This window comes from Reyranella sp., from assembly GCF_030651995.1.
GTDB lineage: Bacteria > Pseudomonadota > Alphaproteobacteria > Reyranellales > Reyranellaceae > Reyranella.
Genome location: NZ_JAUSBN010000061.1, coordinates 1 through 19086, shown reverse-complemented (window position 1 = coordinate 19086; position 19086 = coordinate 1). Strand labels below are relative to the sequence as shown.

The window sequence follows — 19086 nt, the reverse complement described above, 5'->3', positions numbered from 1 at the left end:
GAACACGGGGCAGGATGTCATGCGGGCTGGAATACATCACGTGACGAAACACGCCGCGTCGATGGTCCCGATCTTGCAAGGCGTCGCTCCGGCGGACCTCGTCTGACCGACAACAGCGACCTCGCCCGAAGCACTGGCCCATGCCCCTGACCGACATCACTCTCGACGACATCGAATCGCTGGCTGTTGGCGCCTGGGTCCTCGGGACCGGTGGCGGAGGCAGCCCCTATCTCGGCCTGCTCAACATGCGGGCCCTCTACAAGGAGGGCTATCGCGTCCAGCTCATGCCGGCGTCGGAGCTGGCCGACGACGACTGGGTCGCCGCCGTTTCCAACATGGGCGCACCGCTGGTCGGGCAGGAGCGTCTCACCGACAGCCGCACGATCGCTCGCGCCGTCGACCTGATGGAGCGTCACACGCGCTATCGCTTCCGCGGGATCATGTCGCTCGAGATCGGCGGCGGCAATTCGATCCAGCCGCTGATGGCGGCGGCGCACCTCAAGCGCCCGGTGATCGATTCCGACATGATGGGCCGCGCCTATCCCGAGGCCCAGATGACGTCGGTTGCGGTCGGTGACCTCGAGCCCTGTCCCCTGACCACCGTCGACGTGCGCGGGCTCGAATCGGTCGTCGAGAAGGTGCCGACCTGGAAGTGGATGGAGCGGGTGAGCCGCAAGATCTGCGTCGAGTACGGCTCGATTGCCTCGACCTGCAAGGCGCCGCGGACCGGCGCCGAGGTGAAGAAGTGGGGCATCCACGGCACCACGACCAAGGCCATCGCCATCGGCCACGCCGTGCGCGAGGCCCAGCGCCGGCACGAAGACCCGGTCAAGGCCATTCTGTCGGTTGAGCCGGGCAAGGTCCTTTACAAAGGCAAGGTCGTCGATGTGGAGCGGCGCGCGACCGAGGGCTTCCTGCGCGGCCGCACCCGCTTCGACGGGATGGACGAGTGGCGCGGCTCGGCGATGGAGATCAATTTCCAGAACGAGTGGATCGTGGCGTGGCTCGACGGCAAGCCGATCGCCATGTCGCCCGACCTGATCTGCGTGCTGGATTCCGTGTCGGGCGAGGCAGTCGGCACCGAGACCATCCGCTACGGCCAGCGAGTGACGGTGATCGCTTTGCCGCCCCCTCCGGTCTTCCTCAGCCCCAAGGGCCTGCAGCATGTGGGACCAAGGGCCTTCGGCTACGACATCGAGTTCAAGAGCGTCTTCGCTTGAGCCGGCGCGAAATCACCGAGGAAGATATCGAATCGCTGGCCGTCGGCGCCTGGGTCCTGGGTACCGGCGGCGGCGGCAATCCCTACCTGTCGCTGCTCAACATGCGGGTGCTCTATCGCGAGGGCCGTCGCGTCCAGCTGATGCCGGCGTCGGATCTCGGCGACGACGACTGGGTCGGCGTGATCGCCAACATGGGCGCGCCGCTCGTCGGTATCGAACGGCTGACCGATCACGAAACCATCGCCCGTGCCGCCCGCCTCATGGAGCGTCACACGAACCGCCGGTTCGACGCCGTGATGGGGATGGAGATCGGCGGCGGCAACGGCGTCCGGCCGCTCATGGTCGCGGCCCATCTCGGCGTTCCGGTCGTCGATTCGGACACGATGGGCCGCGCCTATCCCGAGGCGCAGATGACCTCCGTGGCGGTCGGCGGCCTGCGGCCCTGTCCGTTGACGGTGGTCGACGTGCGCGGCCTCGAGTCCATCGTCGATACCGTGCCGTCCTGGAAGTGGGCGGAGCGCATCGCCCGCAAGATCTGCGTCGAATACGGTTCCACGGCACCGACCTGCCAGCCACCCCGCACGGGGGCCGAGGTCAAGAAGTGGGGCATCCATGGCACTACCACCAAGGCGATCGCGATCGGCCGTGCCGTGCGCGAGGCGCAGCGGACGCACGACGACCCGGTGGCTACCATCCTCTCCGTCGAGCCTGGGCGGCTGCTTTACAAGGGCAAGGTCGTCGACGTCGAACGGCGGGCGACGGAAGGCTTCCTGCGCGGCGTCGTCCGATTTGAAGGCATGGACGACTGGCGCGGATCGGCCCTTCGCATCAACTTCCAGAATGAATGGATCGTGGCCTCGCGCGATGACGGGCCGCTCGCCATGACGCCGGATCTGATCTGTGTCCTCGACTCGGTGTCCGGAGAAGCGGTCGGCACGGAGACGATTCGCTACGGGCAGCGGGTCACCGTGATCGCGTTGCCCGGGCCCGACATCTTCCTCACTCCCGAAGGGCTGGCACATGTCGGACCCCGGGCTTTTGGCTATGATCTCGACTTCAGGAGCGTGTTCGCGTCATGAGACGAATCGGTATCGATGTCGGCGGCACCAACACCGACGCTGTCCTCATCGAGGAGGGCAGGGTCTCCGGCGCGGTGAAGGCGCCGACCAGCCAGGATGTCACAACGGGCATCCTCGATTCGCTGAAGAAGCTCGCCGCGACCGGTGTGCTGCAGGGCCGCGACGGGAAGCCGAAGAAGATCGACGGCGTGATGATCGGCACCACGCATTTCATCAATGCCGTGGTTCAGCGCCGGCATCTCACCAAGGTGGCGGCGCTGCGGCTCGGCCTGCCCTCGGGCGCGTCCTTGCCGCCGTTCTGCGACTGGCCCGAGGATCTTGGCGAGCTGGTGCGGGGCGGCGTCTGGATGGTCGAAGGTGGCCATGAATATGACGGCCGCCCGTTCATGCCGCTCGACGAGGCTGCCGTGCTGAAAGCGGCTCACGAGATGAAGGCGGCTGGCCTGCGCGCAGTCGGCATTTCCGCGGTGTTCTCGCCGCTGGATCCGACCCACGAGAGGCGTGCCGCCGAGCTGGTCGCCTCCGTGATTGCGGATGCCGCCATCACCTGCTCGTCCGATCTCGGCCGCATTGGTCTGCTCGAGCGCGAGAATGCCGGGCTGCTGAATGCGGCGCTCGCCGACCTGTCGCGCGACACAATCGCCGCCTTCGAGAAGGCGATCCGCGATTCCGGCATCGCAGCGCCGCTGTTCATCACCCAGAACGACGGCACCGTGGCCGAGGCAAGCCAGGCGCGGCGCCTGCCGGTTTACAGCTTCGCCTCGGGTGCCACGAACTCGATGCGGGGGGCGGCCTATCTCTCCGGCCTGAGCGACGCGATGGTGATCGACGTCGGCGGCACCACGACCGACGTGGGCCAGCTCAAGCTCGGCTTTCCGCGCGAGGCCAATTCGGTGGTCAAGGTCGGCGGCGTGCGCACGCTCTTCCGCATGCCCGACCTCCTGTCGATCGGCCTCGGTGGTGGCAGCCATGTGGTGCTCGATCCGCTCTCGATCGGCCCGGTCTCGGTGGGCTATCGTCTTCTGACCGATGCCATTACCTTTGGTGGCGCGCAGCTCACGACCACCGACGTGGCGGTCGCTTCCGGGGTGCTCGATCTCGGCGACAAGTCCCGGGTCGCCCATCTCGATGCGACGACCTGTGCCCGCGTCTTTTCCGAGGCGGCGCGCCTTGCGGAGGAGGCGGTCGACCGCATGAAGACCGAGGCGGGTGACGTGCCCCTGATCGCCGTCGGCGGCGGGGCGTTCCTGATTCCCGCGAAAATGGCCGGCGTTTCGCAGGTGATCCATGTCGAGCATGGCGACTGCGCCAATGCCGTGGGCGCCGCCATCGCCCAGGTCTCGGGCGAATGCGACCAGATCTTCAAGGACATGAGCCGGGTGGAGGCGCTGGCCGCGGCGCAGGACATCGCCAACGACCGCGCCGTGGCGGCCGGCGCCGACCGGGCGACCCTGCACACGATCGAGAGCGAGGACATGCCGATCGCCTACCTGCCCGGCAACTCGGTGCGCGTGCGCGTCCGGGTCGTGGGCGACGTCGCGGCCACCGCGTGACCGTGACGGCATGACGAACGCCGCTCGCCCGACACCGATCGCCTGGTTGATCGCCCCGGCCGGGCTGCTGTTCGTCCTGTTCTTCGTACTGCCGTTCGCGGTGATGACCGCGATGTCGTTCTATTCCGGCAATCCCGTCACCAATCCCAACGCCTTCCTGACGACGCGGCACTACGAGCGCTTCATCTTCGACACGGCCGGCATCTTCCACGAGGCGCTGTGGTCGACCCTGCGCATCGGGCTGATCACGACCGTCATTTCGCTGCTGATCGGCTATCCGCTGGCGCACTGGATGGCGCGCATGCAGTCCCGGCTGGGTCATGCGCTGGTTCTCATGGCGGTGATCGCCCCGATGCTGACCGGCATCGTCGTGCGCACCTTCGCCTGGATGACGATCCTGCAGGACAAGGGCGTGATCAACACGACGCTGATGCAGTGGGGTCTGATCGAGAAGCCGCTGCCGTTGATGTACAACGAGTTCGGCACCATCGTGGCGCTGGTCCACATCTACGTGCCGTTCATGGTGCTGACCCTGACCGGCGTGATCGGCCGCATCGACGAACGGCTGGAGCAGGCGGCGCGCAGCCTGGGCGCCGGCCGACTGCGGGCCTTCGTCGAGGTCACCCTGCCGCTCAGCCTGCCCGGCATCCTGGCGGGCTCGCTGCTGGTCTTCGCCCTGTCGATCAGCGCCTATGTCACGCCCTCACTGATGGGCGGCACCGACGTGCTGACCCTGCCCATGCTGATCGCCCAACAGGTCGGCACCAGCTTCAATCCCAACTTCGCAGGGGCACTCGGCGTCATCCTGCTTCTGGTCTCCCTGGCCATCGTCGTGGCCTACAACCGCATCCTCGCGCGGCTTGCCGGCGGGCAGGGGATGGCATGAGCGCCGCGCCCAACCGCCGGCCATTCGATGTGGGCCGCGCCGCCTATCTCACGCTGAACGCGCTGCTGCTCGCGTTCCTGCTGCTGCCCATCGCGATCGTGCTGGTGTTTGCGCTCAACCCGACGCCGTACATCTCCTTCCCGCCGGTCGGCGTCAGCCTGCGCTGGTTCGAGAAGTTCTTCGGCAGTGCGGAGTTCATGAATGCGCTCTGGCTGTCCTTGTGGGTGGCGTCCGTGGTGCTGGTCCTGTCGATCGTGATCGGCGCCGCCTGCGCGCTCGCCCTGGCGCGCGGCAACCTGCCGGGGCGGGCGGTGATGACAGCCTTCTTCATGTCGCCCCTGATGGTGCCGGCAATCCTGACCGGCCTGGCGCTGTTCCAGGCCTATCTCCTCTCCGGGATCGGCCGGCCGGTCTGGGGCCTGATCGCGGCCCACACGCTGGTTGCGGTGCCCTATGTCATCCGAACGACCTTGGCCGTCCTGCACAATTTCGACCGGCGCATCGAGGAGGCCGCGGCGGTGCTGGGCGCCAGTCCGACGCGGGTCTTCTTCGAGGTCACGCTGCCACTGATCCGCCCGGGCGTGTTCGCCGGCGGCGTCTTCGCCTTCATCGTGTCGTTCGACCAGTTCCCGGTCTCGCTGTTCCTGGTGGTACCGAAAGGCGAGACCCTGCCGGTGGTCCTGTTCAACTACATGAAATTCGACCTCGACGGCGCTATCGCGGCCGCCTCGATGGTCTCGATCTTGCTCGCATTGTCGGTGGTTCTGGTGCTGGAGAGGCTGATCGGCCTCAAGGCCTACGTTAAGCTCTGATGGAAACGTAACAGGGGGTTGCCATGATTTCTCGTCGCAAAGCGTTGCGGACCGGCGCCGGCCTCGCGGCTATAGCCGCGGTGGGGGCACCGTCGATCCTTCATGCCCAGACCAAGACGCTCAAGATCACGACCTGGGGCGGCAAGTGGGGCGAGGTCATGAAGGCCACGGTGCTGCCGGCCTTCGAGAAGGAGTTCAAGTGCACGGTGTCGGCCGACCAGGCCTTCCCGTTCCTGCCCAAGCTGCAGGTCAGCTCGAAGAACGATCCGATCTATGACGTGCTCCACACCAACTCCAACGAGCAGTGGAACGCCGTCGTCGAGGGGCTGGTGATGGCCAAGATCACCGCCAAGGAAGTGCCTAACATTGCCGACGTCTATCCCTATGCGGTGAGCGACAAGATCGTGGGTGTCACGATCTTCACCAGCGCCATCGGGCTGGGATTTCGCACGGACAAGGGCTTGACCAAGCCGACCTCGTGGAAGGATCTCGCCGATCCCAAGCTGGCCGGCGCGCGCGGCGGCTACCTGATCCCGGTGAACAGCCTGGGCCAGGCGCACCTGATGATGCTGGGCAAGGTCTACGGCAAGGGCCTCACCGACCTCGACGCCGCCTACAAGGCGCTCGAGGCGCTGAAGCCGATCAAGCTGGTCGACTTCACGGGCCAGATGGAAAAGATGCTGCTGTCGGCCGAAGTGTCGATGGGCGTCATCCACGATTCGGGCGTCTATCGCTACGAGGGCGCGAATATGCAGCCCGTCGACTTCGCCAGCCCCTCCGAGGGCGTGCTGGCGCTGGAGCAGGTGCTGAACGTCACGCCCGGCTCGAAGGTCAAGGAGCTGGCCTTTGCCTATATCGACTACATGCTGCGGCCCGACGTGCAGAAGCTGCTGGCCGAGGCCGTCTGGTATTCGCCGGCCAACAAGAAGGTGAAGCTCGAGGCCAAGTACGACGCCAAGCTCCTCACCACGCCGGAGAAGGTCGCGACGCTGATCCAGCCCGACTGGAAATGGTACAACGCGCGTCGCGAGGATATCGACGCCCGCGTCACCAAGATCCTGAAGGGCTAACGGGCGGCGTGCGTACGTGACCTCCGCGGCCATCAAGCTCGACCAGGTGACCAAGACGTTCGACGGCCGCGTAATGGCCGTCGACGCGGTCACGCTCGACATCGCCGCCGGCGAGTTCTTCTCGCTGCTGGGACCCTCCGGCTGCGGCAAGACGACGAGCCTGCGCATGATCGCGGGCTTCGAGCATCCCGACTCGGGCCGTGTCCATGTCGGCGGCCGTGACATCACGGACCTGCCGGTGCATCGCCGCGACATGGGGATGGTGTTCCAGTCCTATGCGCTGTTCCCGCACCGGACGGTGGCCGAGAACGTGGCGTTCGGATTGCGCATGCGCGAGGTCCCGAAGCCGGAAATCGAGCGGAGGGTCGCGGCGGCCCTGGCGCAGGTCGCCTTGACGGGCTTCGAGACACGCAAGCCCGGCCAGCTCTCGGGCGGACAGCAGCAGAGGGTGGCGCTGGCGCGCGCGCTGGTCGTCGAGCCGCCGGTGCTGCTCTGCGATGAGCCGCTGGGCGCGCTCGACCGCAAGCTGCGCCAGCAGATGCAGTTCGAGCTGAAGGAGCTGCAGAAGCGGCTGGGCGTCACCCTGGTCTTCGTGACCCACGACCAGGAGGAGGCGCTCGCCATGAGCGACCGCATCGCCGTGATGAACGGCGGCAAGGTCGAGCAGGTTGGCACGCCGACCGAGATCTACGAGCGGCCGCGCACGCGGTTCGTCGCCGACTTCATCGGCGAGATCAACATTCTGGACGGGGGCGGCCCGCTCCGCGCGCTGCGCCCCGAGAAGATCCGGCTGGTCGCGCCCGACGGCGCCCGTCTCGCCGGTATGGTCGAAACGGCCAATTACCTCGGCGGATCGACGCTGTTGCGCGTCCGGCCCACCACCGGCTCGTCGATGCTGGTGCGCGAGACACATGCCGGCGAGCGGGCCTCGCGGATGCCGGGCGATGCGGTGGGTCTTACCTGGAACGACAGCGACGCCGTCGCGCTGGAGAGCTGAACATGAGCACCCTGGGAATCGTCACCATCGGGCAGGCACCGCGCGACGACATCGTCGAGCTGTTCGCCGCCCAGGCGCCGGCCGGCACGAAGGTGATCCTGCGCGGTGCGCTCGATGGCTTGAGCGACGCCGAGGTCGATGCATTGCCGCCGCTCAGTGGCGCCGACACGCTCTACACGAGGCTGCGCGGCGGCCGCGACGTGAAGATTTCCAAGCAGGCCGTGATCGCCCGATCGCCGGAGACACTGGCCAAGCTGCGCGCCGACGGCTGCGATGCCATCGTCTATGCCTGCACGGGCGAGTTCCCGGCGATGGACGGTGATGCCGGCGTGCTGTTCCCGTCGCGGGTGCTGAGCGGCATCGCCGAAGGCCTGCTGCCGCGCGGCCGGCTGGGCCTTCTGGTGCCCTTTGCCGAGCAGGGCGAGAAACTCGCCACCAAATGGGCGCGCGGCGGCGTAGCGGTAACCGTCGAGGCGCTCGTCCCGAGCGCCGGGCCGGAGGAGGCGGCGGCGGTCGCCGGCCGTCTGGCCGCGACCAGGCCCGACCTCGTGGCGCTCGACTGCATGAGCTACGGGCCAGCCACCAAGGTGGCGGTCAAGGCCGTGGTGAAGGTGCCGACATTGCTCGCCATCACTGCCACCGGGCGTGTCCTGCGCGAACTGCTCGACTGAAATCCTATTCGTTGCCGACGGTGAAGGGGATCTCACCGTCGAACCTTGGTTCACCACCTACTATCCAATGAAGGCTGTATCGCCCAGGCTGGAGGGTGGGCGCGCGCGCAAAAAGCACATCTGGCGCCGACTCCAGCCGCGGGTGCAGAACCTCGATGATCCTGCCGTCCTGTTTGATCGAGAGGCGGGAATCCTCGTGGTCTACCGGACGATTGAAGCGAACATAGAAGCCGCTGCTGCGCCGTCCGATCACCGCGTTCGCCTTCGGCGCGGAGTCCAGCACGCGCACATCCTGAGCGTGGGCCGAGCCGGCACCCAGAAAGCCGGCCGCGGCGCCTGAGAGAAGAGTCCGTCGTCGCGTCACCATGATCGGGAACCTCATCGCATAGCGTCGTGGTCCTGCCCAGCAGGCAGGCGGCGTGTCCTAGTTGCGCTCCATCACGCGTTCCAGCCGTCGGGTCAGGAACCAGGTGAGCGCGATGAAGGCCACGAGCATGGCGATCCCGAAGACCGAAAGCGCATCGGTCATGGTCTTTTCCGATACGAATCCGAAGCCGTAGCCGATCGAGACGGCGAACCCGGCCCACAGGCCTGCGGCGACGAAGTTCAGCACGAGAAAGCGCGGCCAGCTCAAGGCGGAGGCACCGTAGGCGAAGCCAGCGACGTTGCGGATGATGCGGGGATAGCGATGGATCAGGATCATCCAGACATGGTGGCGGGCGGCCAGCCGTGCGGCCGTCTCGACTGCACGCTGAAGGCGCGGGATGCCGCGCAGCCAGCGTGTGCCGAATCGCCGGCCGACCCAGAAGCGCAGCGCGTCACCCGCGAAGGTGCCGGCCCAGCAGGCCGCCAGTGCCTGCTCGTAGCCCAGCGCACCCGCGTGGGCGGCGTAGCCGGCGAACAGCGCGAGCAGGAGACTGTTGGCCATCGAGTAAATGGCGAGGAAGCTGTAGACGGCGTCGCCATGCTGGCGAATGAAATCGAGGAAGGAGGCGAGGTCGCCGTCGAGCATGCGCCCTGCCTACAACGAAAAAGGCGGCCCCGCGAGGGGCCGCCTTCACTTGCTCCCGTCCAGTGACGGATTTACGCGGGGCCGATCGGGCGGCCAGGCCAGCGATAGCCGGGGGCCGGCAGCGGGATCTTCGCCGAGATCAGCGCGTCTTCGAGGGTCGGAATACCGCCGGCGTAGTCGCCCGCTTCGCACTTGGCGATGGCAGTGGCCTCAGGCGTGTCGACTTGCGACGTGCGGAACTGGCGCCACTTGTCGCTCAGTGCCTTGCAGTACGAGCGCGGGTCGGAGAACACGGTGCTCACCGTGGCCTGGCCACCTACCGAGATCTCGACGCGGCGGTTCTGCGGCTCGCGGACATTATCGCCGGTCTGCACGAGAAGGCCTTCCTCGCCGCGGCCGTTGACCGAGATGGCGGTCGCCGGCACGCCGTCGCGGACGAGCTGATCCTTGACCGAGTTCGCGCGGCGCAGCGACAGCGCCATGTTGTACTGCGGCGAGCCCGAGGTGTCGGTGTGGCCGGTCGCCACGATGTTGGCGCTGCCGCGGGTCTTGTAGGCCTGCGCGGCCTGGCGAACCGTTTCCACGGCCTGCGCGCTCAGGTTGGAGCGGTCCCAATCGAAGAAGACCATGAAGGTCTGCGCCTGGACCGGCGGCGGCGGCGGGGGAGGCGGCGGCGGAGGCGGCTCCGACGCGCAAGCGCCCAACAGGAATGTCGCCGCGGCGACGACCAGGAGTTTTTTGAGCATGGAATGGTTTCCCTCGATTTTCGGATCCAACCCACGGCGGGTCCGTCCGAGGGCTTAAACGCGCAGCCCCCGGGGAAGTTCCGATCCCGTGCACAAAGAAACTTTCCGTCGTCCGGATCAGTAGTCCCACTCCGCCTTTACCCCAACGCGGCCTGTGGAATTCGCGCCGATGTCGCCCTCCACCTTGATGTTGTCAAAGACGTCGAGTTGCACGACGCCGCGGCTGGAATTGCCCGCCGCCCCCTGCCGGGCGCCGACATAGACGCCGGGCGCCACGTAGCGGCCCGCTTCGAGGGACACTCCGCTCGCTCCTGCTCCCGAAGGCTCGCCGGTCGAGGAAGCAGAGGATCCGATGCTCAGCTGGTCGAGCCCCAGTCCCTTGCGCAGCCGGCTCAGGACACCCTCGCCTGGAGACTGGCCGGCCAGCTCGGCGAGCGCCTGGCCAACCTGAACCAGCTCCGACGCCCCGAGCTGGGAGGCCGGCTTGCCGAAAATGAGGAGGGCCATCGCCTCGTCCGGTGGCATGGAGGGCGTCGAGGTGATTTCCAGCTTCGGTTCGCGGGCTGTCCCCGTGATGGCGACCCCGATCGTGGCGGAATTGGCCGTCGTGGTTGCGAGGAAGTCGAGGCGCGGATCGATCGTGTTGAGGTTGTCGAGAGTCACGATTCCCTTGGAGAAGGTTAGTCGACGGCTCCCCAGGCTGAACGTGCCGCGCCGCATGGTGAAGCCGCCGACCACGGCGGGCGCGCTCGGGCTGCCGCTGACCGTGAGCTGGCCACTCATCTCGGCGTCCAGACCGCGGCCGCGGACGAAGATCGCCTGGGGCGCCCGCACGTCGAGCGCCAGCTTGATCGGCGTAGCGTCGGGCGGCGGCGGGGCCTTCGGGGACGTCCGGCGCTGCGCCGGCTGTGTGGCCGCAACGGCGGCACCCGGCTTGTTGATCTCTCGCACGTCCAGGGTCGGGAAGGACGCGGTCTGGCCGCCGCCCACCGAGATCTCGGCCCGATCGATGGTGACGGGCCCGGAGATCTCGATACCCGAGGAGGTCGTCCCTGTGATCTTGAGCGTGCTGGAGACCGTCGCCACCATGTCGGGCCGGCTGACCAGCAGCGCGCGCTGCGTCGCCAGCCCGAGGTCGAGGACGAGACCGCGTTCGACATCGACCCGTATCGAGCCGCTGCCGTTCACGGTGCCAGTACCCGCCCGGAAGGTGAGCCGCTGCACCTGCAGCGTGTCCCCCTGCAGGACGAAGCGGCCCTGGCCGCCGCTCAGTTTCAGACCTGCTTCCGGCATGGTCAGCGCACCGGCTTCGAAGTCGATCGCGCCGGTACCGGTGATCTGCGTGCCGTCGATGGACACCGACAGGTTGGGCCGGAGCCGGCCACTCACGTTACGGATGTCGTTGCCCAGGAGGGGCGCAAAAGGCGCGATGTCGATCGAGCCTCCAACGGCGATCTTGGCAGCGACAGGCCCGGCCCCGCGGGGCACAGTTCCAGTGCCTTTCATCGTCAAGTTTGTGCTGCCGCCAGCGGCCAGCCGTGCGTCGAGGCTCGCCTGCTGGCCGACGAGGGAGGCGGTTCCCTGCAGCGACAGGGCTGGGATCAGTCCCGCGTCGGGGCGGCGTACGCGGACCCCGGCGGCGCTGTAGCTTGCCTCCAGCCGGGGCGCACCCATCGCGCCGGTCGCCCGAACCTTGGCCTGGAGCGTGCCTTCCAGCCCGGCACCCGGGGCGAACGTGTCGATCAGGGCGAGCGGCAGGCCCGCGATTTCGGCCTGGAGGTCGCTGGCCACGGGATCGAGCGTGCCGCGCAGGTCCACCCGGCCGGCGCCGACGCGCAGGTTCGTCGGATCGATCACGATGCGTGCACCGGCCACGACAATCTTCGTCGGCGCATTCAGGCCGAGCGGGATGTCGCGATAACGGCCGCTGAATCTGGATAGGGCGATGCGGATCTCATCGGCCGGGAACTCGACCTTCGCCGCGAGATCGGCCGAGAGTTCCGGGCCTGAGCCCAGCAGCGTGACATCGATGCCGTTCGCGCGATCGCCCTTGGCCGTCGCCTTCAGAGTGGACAGTCCCCCGGCGCCGCGCAGGCGTGTCGCGTCGAGCGCGAGGTCCGTGGAGGCCCGGCCGGCCGGGTCGTCGACATGCCCCTTGAGGTCGAGCGTGGCGGCGCCCAGGCCCTGGCCGGCAAGGTTGGTGCCCTTGACCGAGACGTCGAGCCGGCCCGCGGGGGCATTCGGATCGGCCGTGACATCCGCAACCAGCGACCCTTCAAGGCCCAGCGCGGCCAGCGCCTCGACATCCTTGAGCTGGGGAATTGCCAGCCGTGCGTGCCCCGTCGTCCGCGTCTGGGCAATGGCAAGATTGGTGACGTCGAGCACCGCGTTCGACCAGCGTCCCTGGAGGTTCGGGACGGAGAGGCCGGCGGCCTCTTCGTGCGAGAATCGGCCCCCGATCGACAGCGGCTGACCTGCCACCTCACCCTCGGCCTGGACCGTGCCCGCCACCTTGCCTCCAGGTGCCAGCGATACGGAGGTGTCGAGCACGAGGCGACGCGAAGTGATTTTCTGGTAGGCGACATTGCGGCTCTCGACCTTGAGCTTGAGCGTGGTTTCAGGGCCGCCGAAATCCACGGTCGCCGCAGCGGTTGCAGCGCCCTGCACCTCGGCCCGGAAGGTCGCCAGCCGTGGCAGATCGAGGGCGAGGTCGAGGCTGCCCGCCTCCTCGTGGCCACGGCCGGACACGGTGAGCGTGCCGCTGTCGCTGCCGAGCTTCGCGTCCCGGATCGTCCAGGTGCCATCGGGTGCGAGCGTGGCGTTGCCGGCGAGATTGACGGTGGCCACCAGGTCCTGCGGCACGTCGGGGGCGCCGAAATCGTCGATACGGCCCTGCCAACGGGCGGAGAGGTTGCCATTGTAGATGCTCGCCGTAAGGTCGACCTGCGCCTTGCCGCTCAGGGCACGGCCGGCCATGGCGGACAAGGGTTCGAGGCTGGGCAGATCGACTGTCGCGCGCACTTCGCCCCGATCCTCCGCCGCAACGTAGTCGCCGTCGCCTTTGACGCGCAGGAGCGGCATGACGACTTCGAACGATCGGATATTGATCTTTTCGCCGGCAAGATCTGCGATGGTGGCGTCGACCGCGACGGTGCCGGGTTGGGGCAGGCGGGGATCGAGCGTCGCAAGCTTCAAATCCTGCACGGTACCCCGTACGCGGATCGCGCCAGTCAGCTTGCCGTCCGACTCGAGATGCAGACCCTGCCAGGCGACGCCCTGGGCCGGCACATCGATCGCGCCGGCGTCGAGGCTGGCCTGGAAAGCGGTGTCGCTGCCATCGGGCATCCAGCGGAGACTGCCCTTTGCGGTCGCCGCGTCGCCGGCCTTGGCCGTCAGTTCGGCCGTGCCGTCCCGTTCGTCGCCTCGGGCCGAGAGCTTCAGGGAGATGTCCGGCAGATCGGGCCGCTGCATCAGCGCCGCCACGATGCCTCCCGACGCCTCGTCGAGCGTGATGTCGGCCGCGATCCTGCGAGGCGACCGCTCCAGCCGCACGTCGGCGGTGAGCTTGCCCGTGGGGCCTCCCAGACGGTCGGCCGCGAGCCTGGCGCTGATTTCACCGAGGTCGCTGGCGATCGCCGCCTCGCCGCCGATCTTCCAGTGGGAGTCGATGCCGCCGAGAGCGGCCGCGAGATGGAGATCGTCGACCCGCATTGCCTGCAGGTCAATGTCGAAGGGGAGCTGGAGGCCGCCGCTCGTGGGCGTGCTTTCCTTCTTTTCTCCCTGCGGCGCGCGCAGCACGTCGATCTTCGCGGCCGACAGCAGCTCGATACGCAGCCTGCGCTCCAGCAGGGATGCGAACGACCAGGAAAGGCGAGCGTCGGCGATCTGCAGCCAGGGGCCCGTGCGGTCGGCGATTTCGACGCGCGCCACGCTCAGGTCTGTCGGCACGAAACCGTCGATGCCGATGATGCGGATCTGTTGATCCGGCGAGGAGGCGAGGCTGGAGGCCACCGACGCCAGCAACCGCTTGCCCGGTGCGGTCTGGACGCCCGCGAAGGCGAGGCCGACCACCGCCACGACGGCGACCAGCAAAGAGGCCGTGATGCGGAGTAGGCGCATCAGAAGGCCTGCCCCAGGCTGACATAGAGGCCGAACGGCGGATCGCTTGGCCGGCGGTTCAGCGGGATGCCGACATCGGCCCTGATCGGCCCGAAGTCGGTGTAGTAGCGGATGCCGACGCCGGCGCCGACTCTCGGTGCCAACTGCGAAAAGTTCGGCAGGACATCAGGGTAGGCGCTGCCGGCATCGACGAAGGCCACGGCGCCGAACGCCTTGCCGATCCGCTGGCGCAATTCGACGCTCGCCTCGACGACGCTCGCGCCGCCCAGTGGGTTGCCGTAGGCGTCGAGCGGTCCGGCGGTCTGGTAGACGAACCCTCGCACCGAGCCGCCGCCGCCGGCATAGAAGAGCTTGTCGGGCGGGATGCCGCCGATGCTGGTGGTGGGCTCGATGCCGAACGAGGCGCGCGTCGCCAGCACGGTGCGGCCGGGCTCGGCGATGTCCCAGTAGTGACGGCCGGTCAGGCGCAGGATGGTGAACATGTCGCTGCCTGGTCCGGTATCGACCCAAGGCTGGACGTTGAACTCGATGCGATACCCGCGCGTCGGGTCGAGGTCGCTGTTGGCACGATTGTAGAGCGCCGTCCCCTGCAGGCCGAGCATGCGATAGCTCTGGGTGATGCCGTTGCGGGTGATGTCGGCGATCTCGACCGCCAGGCCGAGCCGGCCCTGCCAGCGCGGCGAAAAGATCCGGTCGAAACCGCCGTAGAAGGTGGCGGCCTTTCTCGTATAGGCAGGGACCACTTCGCGCAGCGCCGCTGCTTCCAGCCGCAGATCCTGTCCCGGCAGCCACCAGTCGGGCTTGCGGAAGGCGGCGCGGAACGCGAAGCCCGTATCGAGGATCGCGTAGCCCTGGCCGATGTGATTGACCTCTCCGGACAGGCGCAGGCTCTCGGCCTGGCCGAACAGGTTGCGGTGGACCCAGAAGCCCTCGACCGCGAAGCCCAGCTGGGTTTCGTAGCTCACCCCGAAGCCGATCGAGCGCTGGAGGCGGTCGGTCAGCTCGGCCTCGATCGGCAGCTCGCCATTGGCGTCGAGTTCCGTCGCGGGTTTCAGGCGCACCGCATTGAAGGTGCCGAGCGAGGTGAGTTTCCCGCGCAGCTCTTCGACCTTGGCCGGAGAGTAGGGCTCGCCCTCCTTGAAGGGCACGCGACGCTGCAGCCACGCCGTGTCGACTTTCTCCGTTCCGGTAAAGCGTACCCGGCCCATCTTGGCGAGCGGGCCGGGCTCTGCCACGAAGGTTACCTCGGCCTCGCGGGTGGCGTGATCGACGATGACTTCGCGATCCTTGATGGCGGCCAGCGCGTGGCCCTGCTTGCGCAGTTCGTCCAGCAGCTTGCCCTGGGCGGCGATGATGGCGGCGGCATCGGCGGGGTCACCGGGCGCGATGCCGAGTTCCGCGCGGTCGATGCCGGGCAGGGACTGCTGCGTCCCGGGCGGACGGATGGCAATGGAACCGATGCGAAAACGCGGACCCGTCTCGATCGTGACGTCGACGGTTGCCGGATCGGAATCGGCGCGGGCCTCGAGAGCCTCCAGGGCGGAGGCATCGGCAATCGGCTTTCCTTCGATCGTGGCTTTGATCGTCGCATCATAGAAACCACGCGACCGCAGGGCCGTATTGAACTGGGAGGTAACCGCCTGGGCGCCCTGCAATATCCCCAGTGCATCTCCCGTCAGGGGCTGCTGCTTCTGGAAATCCTCCGACAGGTCCTTGAGATCGGACGACATCCGCTCGTCTCCGGTCACCGTGAGGATGACCGTGGCGGTCCGGGCATCGGCTGCGCGCGCCCACAGGCTCGCCGTTCCCGCCCATGTGAGCGAAATGAGACAGCATATGCGCGTCCAGCGCAGGAACTCGCGATTTACAAAGGCCATGCCACGCGACACATACAACGCGTTACGGGCAAAAGGGATGCGCCTGCGGCCTCTATTCGATCGCGACCTGGAGTCTTGGGCGGTCGATCAGGGAACGAACCTGGGATCGAGTTCGGCGTAACGCCGCTGCTGATCTGTCCAGATGACCATGAAGAGCTGCCGGAAGAGCTGCTCGATGCGCGGATCGGACGGGCCGGTCGCCTGTGTCCATGCGGTGGTAAAGGACATGGCCCGGTCGTTCCGGCAGTAGATCGCATAGACGTAGAAGCGACCCGGCTTGCCCGGCTGGAAGCGCGGCGGCTCGCCGGCGCAGACGGGATCGGCATTGAGGTTGTTGGCGGGATCGAACACCAGCACCAGTCGGTAGTCGGGACTCGCCGGCGGAATCGGACGTTCGTATGTGAAGGTGAGGGCCGGGGCGGGCTTGGCCCGCTGCATCGCCGGCAGGAGGTCGCTCGCCACCACGCCCGCATCGACGCCTGGGAAAGCGCTGCCCGCCAGGATCACCGGAAAATTCTTGCCGTCGGTCGCGGCGAAGAAGTCGCGGTAGTCGTACTGCGGCGCGTAGTAGACGCCGCCGATCGTGGCAGCGACTGCAAGCGCGGGCAAAGCGGCAAGTCCGGCAAGAATGGCCCCAATTCTTTTGGCAGCGCGCATCGAAACTCCTGTGAGCGGCTAGGTGCCAAACTAGGAGTGTCCCGTCGCTTCCGGCAAATCAGGCCTTCGTGAGCGGTCCCGGCCAAGGTTGCGGGGGTTTTCGATTCCGCGCGTTCATGCCACAGAAGAAGCCGAAATATTCTGGAGGACAGCTCAATGGCATCGCCGCTTTTCGACCTTACCGGCAAGGTCGCCGTCGTCACCGGCTCGAGCAAGGGCATCGGCAAGTCGATCGCCCTGCACCTCGCGCTGCAGGGCGCCAAGGTCGTGGTGTCGAGCCGCAAGGCGCCGGCCTGTGAGGAAGCGGCGGCGGAGATCAAGGCAGCCGGCGGCGAGGCCATCGTCATTCCCTGCAACATCTCCGACAAGTCGCAGTGCGAGAATCTGATCGCCGAGACCCGCAAGCAGCTCGGCCCGGTCGACATCCTCGTCTGCAACGCCGCCTCGAATCCCTATTACGGGCCGAACGAGAAGCTGCCCGACGACGTGTTCATGAAGGTGATGCACAACAACATCCTGTCGAGCATGTGGCTGATCAATTTCTGCCTGCCCGACATGCGCGCCAAGAAGGACGGCTCGATCATCATCGTCTCGTCGATCGGCGGCGTGCGCGGCACCCCGGTGATCGGCGCCTACGGCATTTCCAAGGCCGCCGACATGCAGCTCGCGCGCAACCTCGCCGTCGAGTACGGCAAGGACAATATTCGCGTGAACACGATCGCGCCGGGCCTGGTGAAGACCGACTTCGCCAAGGCTCTGTGGGACGACCCGAAGTATCTCGCCGTCCGCCTCAAGGGCGCGCCGCTCGGGCGCATCGGCGAGCCGGACGATATCGGCGGCATTGCCGTGATGCTGGCCGGCAAGGCCGGCGCCTTCATCACCGGTCAGACGATCATCGCCGATGCCGGCGTGACCATCGGCAGCGGCGGCTAACCGTTCCGTCCGGAGTCGCGGGAGGGCTGGGGATGAGCCTCTACCAGGTCCAGAAGCTGATCTATCAGCTCAACCGCGACCCGCGCACGCGGCAGCGCTATGCCGACGAGCGCGACGCCGTGCTCGGCGACTACGATCTCACCCAGGAGGAGATCGGCGCGCTGGCGAAGCCCGACATCGGGCTTCTCTACGTGCTGGGCGTCAACGGCCAGCTCCTGATGCACTTTGCGGCGCTGCACCGTATCGAGTGGACCGACTATCTCGAGCGCATGCGGCAAGGGCTGAAGGAGTACGGCCCGGTGCGTGAAGGCGTCTATGCCGCAACCGGCTACGAAGGCGTCGAGGCGCACGACGCCCGCCTCAAGGCCGAACGGGAGACGCGCTGATGCCCCTGGTCTATTGCGGCGCCTGCAGTCATGCCCCCGGCATCACCGGTCGCGCCGAGCGCGCCGACACCCAGACTCGGCAGGCGCTGGAGACTGCGTTCCGTCGCATGGGCGATGAGATGCGGGCCACCCGACCCGATGCGCTGGTGGTGATCGCGGCCGAACACTTCGCCAACTTCTTCATGAACAATATGCCGGCCTTCGCGATCGGCATGGCCGACAGCTACGAGGGCCCGATCGAGGATGAGGCCTTCCTGCGCATCCGGCGTACGACCGTGCCGGGCAACAAGGCCCTGTCGCGCCGGCTGATCGAGACCGTCATGCAGACGGTTGACGTGGCCTATGCCGAGGAATGGAAGTTCGATCACGGCATCTCGGTGCCGCTGCACTTCCTGACGCCCGACTACGACCTGCCGATCGTCCCGGCCAACATCAACTGCCAGGGCCCGCCGCTCGCCCCGCTGGCCCGCGCCTGGGCGTTCGGCGAGGCGCTGCGCCGTGCGGTCGACGCCGTTCCGGAACGCATTGCGCTGATCGGTACCGGCGGCCTCTCGCATTGGCCGGCCACGCCGGACTCAGGCAAGATCAATCACGAATGGGATCGCGAGTTCCTGCGTCGCTGGTCGGCCAACGACCGCGAGGCGCTTCTGTCCTACACCGACGCCGAAATCTATCGCGAGGCCGGCCAGGGCGGCTTCGAGATCCGGACGTTCATCGCCGCCGCGGCTGCGGCCGGGGGCGCGACGGGAAGGATCGATTTCTGCGAGCCTGTCCCGATCTTCGCAGTGAGCTGCACGCTCGGCAGCTTTGAGCTTCCTCCCGCCCAACAAAACACTCCGTCGTCCTGAGCGGAGACTCCCGAAGGGCGGCGCAGTCGAAGGCCCTCTTTTCTGGCGCACGGCGCGTTGAAACAAAAAAAGAGGTCCTTCGACTACGCGCCTTCGGCGCACCGCTCAGGACGACGGGGATCACTACGACCGCGGCTTCTTCTTGAACGTCACCACCAGCCCGTCGCGATAGGCGGGCTGGGCCGGGTTCTCCGGCTGCACCGGCGTCACGCCGTGATAG

The 19086-nt window shown here is 67.3% G+C and carries 17 protein-coding genes; 11 read left to right on the top strand and 6 right to left on the bottom strand.

Annotated elements, in window-relative coordinates:
- Nucleotides 1-140: 140 nt before the first annotated feature.
- Genes Q7V45_RS18845 through Q7V45_RS18810 form a run of 8 tightly spaced genes read left to right on the top strand, consistent with a single transcriptional unit; the run spans nt 141 to nt 8288 of the window.
- Nucleotides 141-1220, top strand: coding sequence for a DUF917 domain-containing protein (locus Q7V45_RS18845; RefSeq protein ID WP_304854846.1), 1080 nt, complete (start codon nt 141-143; stop codon nt 1218-1220).
- Nucleotides 1217-2299: a DUF917 domain-containing protein gene (locus tag Q7V45_RS18840; RefSeq protein ID WP_304854843.1), complete on the top strand. Its 1083-nt coding sequence runs from the start codon at nt 1217-1219 to the stop codon at nt 2297-2299. Before Q7V45_RS18845 ends, Q7V45_RS18840 begins: the two co-directional genes overlap by 4 nt.
- Nucleotides 2296-3852: a hydantoinase/oxoprolinase family protein gene (locus tag Q7V45_RS18835; protein ID WP_304854841.1), complete on the top strand. Its 1557-nt coding sequence runs from the start codon at nt 2296-2298 to the stop codon at nt 3850-3852. Before Q7V45_RS18840 ends, Q7V45_RS18835 begins: the two co-directional genes overlap by 4 nt.
- 10 nt (nt 3853-3862) lie before the next feature.
- Nucleotides 3863-4738 carry an ABC transporter permease gene (locus Q7V45_RS18830; protein WP_304854839.1) on the top strand — a complete coding sequence of 292 codons (876 nt, stop codon included), beginning with the start codon at nt 3863-3865 and terminating at the stop codon, nt 4736-4738.
- Nucleotides 4735-5550, top strand: coding sequence for an ABC transporter permease (locus Q7V45_RS18825; protein ID WP_304854836.1), 816 nt, complete (start codon nt 4735-4737; stop codon nt 5548-5550). The genes Q7V45_RS18830 and Q7V45_RS18825 overlap by 4 nt, the downstream gene beginning before the upstream one ends.
- A gap of 23 nt (nt 5551-5573) precedes the next feature.
- Nucleotides 5574-6620 carry an extracellular solute-binding protein gene (locus Q7V45_RS18820; RefSeq protein ID WP_304854834.1) on the top strand — a complete coding sequence of 349 codons (1047 nt, stop codon included), beginning with the start codon at nt 5574-5576 and terminating at the stop codon, nt 6618-6620.
- A gap of 16 nt (nt 6621-6636) precedes the next feature.
- Nucleotides 6637-7617, top strand: a complete 981-nt coding sequence (locus Q7V45_RS18815) for an ABC transporter ATP-binding protein (RefSeq protein ID WP_304854831.1) — start codon at nt 6637-6639, stop codon at nt 7615-7617.
- Nucleotides 7618-7619: 2 nt separating this feature from the next.
- Nucleotides 7620-8288, top strand: coding sequence for an AroM family protein (locus Q7V45_RS18810; RefSeq protein WP_304854828.1), 669 nt, complete (start codon nt 7620-7622; stop codon nt 8286-8288).
- A gap of 4 nt (nt 8289-8292) precedes the next feature.
- Here the strand turns inward: Q7V45_RS18810 and Q7V45_RS18805 are convergent, their stop codons facing one another.
- The 6 genes from Q7V45_RS18805 to Q7V45_RS18780 all read right to left on the bottom strand — a co-directional run bounded on the left by Q7V45_RS18805 (nt 8293) and on the right by Q7V45_RS18780 (nt 16699).
- On the bottom strand, nt 8293-8655 hold the full coding sequence (locus Q7V45_RS18805; protein WP_304854827.1) for a hypothetical protein: 363 nt from the start codon (nt 8653-8655) through the stop codon (nt 8293-8295).
- Nucleotides 8656-8712: 57 nt separating this feature from the next.
- The gene (locus Q7V45_RS18800) at nt 8713-9300 is read right to left on the bottom strand and encodes a DedA family protein (RefSeq protein ID WP_304854826.1); all 588 of its coding nucleotides are present in this window, start codon (nt 9298-9300) and stop codon (nt 8713-8715) included.
- A 71-nt stretch (nt 9301-9371) separates the two neighbouring features.
- Nucleotides 9372-10046, bottom strand: coding sequence for an OmpA family protein (locus Q7V45_RS18795; RefSeq protein ID WP_304854824.1), 675 nt, complete (start codon nt 10044-10046; stop codon nt 9372-9374).
- A gap of 117 nt (nt 10047-10163) precedes the next feature.
- Nucleotides 10164-14165 (bottom strand): translocation/assembly module TamB domain-containing protein, encoded by a 4002-nt coding sequence (locus Q7V45_RS18790; protein ID WP_304854820.1) that lies wholly within the window; start codon nt 14163-14165, stop codon nt 10164-10166.
- Complete coding sequence (locus Q7V45_RS18785) at nt 14165-16042, bottom strand: autotransporter assembly complex family protein (RefSeq protein ID WP_304854817.1); 1878 nt, start codon at nt 16040-16042, stop codon at nt 14165-14167. The genes Q7V45_RS18790 and Q7V45_RS18785 overlap by 1 nt, the downstream gene beginning before the upstream one ends.
- Before the next feature lie 87 nt (nt 16043-16129).
- Nucleotides 16130-16699 carry a hypothetical protein gene (locus tag Q7V45_RS18780; RefSeq protein WP_304854814.1) on the bottom strand — a complete coding sequence of 190 codons (570 nt, stop codon included), beginning with the start codon at nt 16697-16699 and terminating at the stop codon, nt 16130-16132.
- A gap of 156 nt (nt 16700-16855) precedes the next feature.
- On the opposite strand from Q7V45_RS18780, the gene Q7V45_RS18775 reads away from it, so the two are divergent.
- Genes Q7V45_RS18775 through Q7V45_RS18765 form a run of 3 tightly spaced genes read left to right on the top strand, consistent with a single transcriptional unit; the run spans nt 16856 to nt 18866 of the window.
- Nucleotides 16856-17632: an SDR family NAD(P)-dependent oxidoreductase gene (locus tag Q7V45_RS18775; RefSeq protein ID WP_296327992.1), complete on the top strand. Its 777-nt coding sequence runs from the start codon at nt 16856-16858 to the stop codon at nt 17630-17632.
- Between the two features lie 32 nt (nt 17633-17664).
- Nucleotides 17665-18018 carry a hypothetical protein gene (locus tag Q7V45_RS18770; protein WP_304854809.1) on the top strand — a complete coding sequence of 118 codons (354 nt, stop codon included), beginning with the start codon at nt 17665-17667 and terminating at the stop codon, nt 18016-18018.
- Nucleotides 18018-18866, top strand: a complete 849-nt coding sequence (locus tag Q7V45_RS18765; RefSeq protein WP_304854807.1) for a hypothetical protein — start codon at nt 18018-18020, stop codon at nt 18864-18866. Before Q7V45_RS18770 ends, Q7V45_RS18765 begins: the two co-directional genes overlap by 1 nt.
- Nucleotides 18867-19086 lie beyond the last annotated feature (220 nt).

Bases quoted from the DNA above. Each gene is read 5' to 3' on its own strand.
- Q7V45_RS18800 (WP_304854826.1), bottom strand. From the start codon at position 9,300: ATGCTCGACGGCGACCTCGCCTCCTTCCTCGATTTCATTCGCCAGCAT.
- Q7V45_RS18820 (WP_304854834.1), top strand. From the start codon at position 5,574: ATGATTTCTCGTCGCAAAGCGTTGCGGACCGGCGCCGGCCTCGCGGCT.
- Q7V45_RS18790 (WP_304854820.1), bottom strand. From the start codon at position 14,165: ATGCGCCTACTCCGCATCACGGCCTCTTTGCTGGTCGCCGTCGTGGCG.
- Q7V45_RS18775 (WP_296327992.1), top strand. From the start codon at position 16,856: ATGGCATCGCCGCTTTTCGACCTTACCGGCAAGGTCGCCGTCGTCACC.
- Q7V45_RS18770 (WP_304854809.1), top strand. From the start codon at position 17,665: ATGAGCCTCTACCAGGTCCAGAAGCTGATCTATCAGCTCAACCGCGAC.
- Q7V45_RS18810 (WP_304854828.1), top strand. From the start codon at position 7,620: ATGAGCACCCTGGGAATCGTCACCATCGGGCAGGCACCGCGCGACGAC.
- Q7V45_RS18795 (WP_304854824.1), bottom strand. From the start codon at position 10,046: ATGCTCAAAAAACTCCTGGTCGTCGCCGCGGCGACATTCCTGTTGGGC.
- Q7V45_RS18835 (WP_304854841.1), top strand. From the start codon at position 2,296: ATGAGACGAATCGGTATCGATGTCGGCGGCACCAACACCGACGCTGTC.
- Q7V45_RS18780 (WP_304854814.1), bottom strand. From the start codon at position 16,699: ATGCGCGCTGCCAAAAGAATTGGGGCCATTCTTGCCGGACTTGCCGCT.
- Q7V45_RS18825 (WP_304854836.1), top strand. From the start codon at position 4,735: ATGAGCGCCGCGCCCAACCGCCGGCCATTCGATGTGGGCCGCGCCGCC.
- Q7V45_RS18845 (WP_304854846.1), top strand. From the start codon at position 141: ATGCCCCTGACCGACATCACTCTCGACGACATCGAATCGCTGGCTGTT.
- Q7V45_RS18805 (WP_304854827.1), bottom strand. From the start codon at position 8,655: ATGGTGACGCGACGACGGACTCTTCTCTCAGGCGCCGCGGCCGGCTTT.
- Q7V45_RS18765 (WP_304854807.1), top strand. From the start codon at position 18,018: ATGCCCCTGGTCTATTGCGGCGCCTGCAGTCATGCCCCCGGCATCACC.
- Q7V45_RS18830 (WP_304854839.1), top strand. From the start codon at position 3,863: ATGACGAACGCCGCTCGCCCGACACCGATCGCCTGGTTGATCGCCCCG.
- Q7V45_RS18785 (WP_304854817.1), bottom strand. From the start codon at position 16,042: ATGGCCTTTGTAAATCGCGAGTTCCTGCGCTGGACGCGCATATGCTGT.